This window comes from Rothia amarae, from assembly GCF_042677725.1.
In the GTDB taxonomy this organism is placed as follows: domain Bacteria; phylum Actinomycetota; class Actinomycetes; order Actinomycetales; family Micrococcaceae; genus Rothia; species Rothia amarae.
Map to the genome: position 1 here is coordinate 1 of NZ_JBHUCN010000022.1, position 568 is coordinate 568.

1 rRNA gene is annotated in these 568 nt (G+C 54.6%); it reads left to right on the forward strand.

The window, feature by feature from the left end:
- Positions 1 to 568, forward strand: a 23S ribosomal RNA gene (locus ACFR81_RS10910); the annotation flags it as partial.

Consider the following 568-nt stretch of genomic DNA (forward strand, 5'->3'; position numbering starts at 1 on the left):
AAGTGCACAAGGGAGCTTGACTGTGAGACTGGCAGGTCGAGCAGGGACGAAAGTCGGGACTAGTGATCCGGCGGTACATTGTGGAATGGCCGTCGCTCAACGGATAAAAGGTACCTCGGGGATAACAGGCTGATCTTGCCCAAGAGTTCATATCGACGGCATGGTTTGGCACCTCGATGTCGGCTCGTCGCATCCTGGGGCTGGAGTTGGTCCCAAGGGTTGGGCTGTTCGCCCATTAAAGCGGTACGCGAGCTGGGTTCAGAACGTCGTGAGACAGTTCGGTCCCTATCCGCTGCGTGCGTTGGAAATTTGAGAAAGGCTGTCCTTAGTACGAGAGGACCGGGACGGACGAACCTCTGGTATGTCAGTTGTACCGCCAGGTGCATGGCTGATTGGCTACGTTCGGGAGGGATAACCGCTGAAGGCATCTAAGCGGGAAGCCTGTTTTGAGATGAGATTTCCTGGCAACTTTGTGTTGTGTGAGGTTCCCTATAGATGATGGGGTTGATAGGCCGGGTATGGAAGCAAGGACTGGAGACTTGTGGAGTTGACTGGTACTAATAGACCG